The sequence below is a fragment of the Pauljensenia sp. UMB6358 genome (assembly GCF_030216865.1).
In the GTDB taxonomy this organism is placed as follows: Bacteria; Actinomycetota; Actinomycetes; order Actinomycetales; family Actinomycetaceae; genus Pauljensenia; species Pauljensenia turicensis_A.
Window position 1 is genome coordinate 1 of record NZ_JASOMS010000129.1, and the last position, 293, is coordinate 293.

A 293-nucleotide genomic window follows, 5' to 3' on the forward strand; every position below is an offset into this window, starting at 1 on the left:
AGCGTGACAGGAGGACATGATGAAACGCGTGTGTGCGCATTGTGGCACGCAGCTTGACCGGAATGCCGGTGTTCGTGCGAAGTATTGTTCTGATGCGTGTAGGCAGGCTGCGTATCGCGCTCGGAAAGCGCAGAACCCTAGTGCTCCCGCCACTACCGCTGGTCGTGATTCCAGTGTTCGGAAAGAGCCGGGCGGGCACGTGACAGTGGACCTGACTAAGGACGTGTCGGCGACGATCACGCGTGAAGAGTTTGAACGCATGATGGATGACACGGTTGAGGATACGTTGCGGT

At 58.0% G+C, this 293-nt stretch carries 1 protein-coding gene; it reads left to right on the forward strand.

What is annotated here, in order from left to right:
• Window positions 1–19: 19 nt before the first annotated feature.
• Window positions 20–293: hypothetical protein (locus QP381_RS08900; protein WP_285068632.1), on the forward strand; the 274-nt coding region annotated here is incomplete at its 3' end.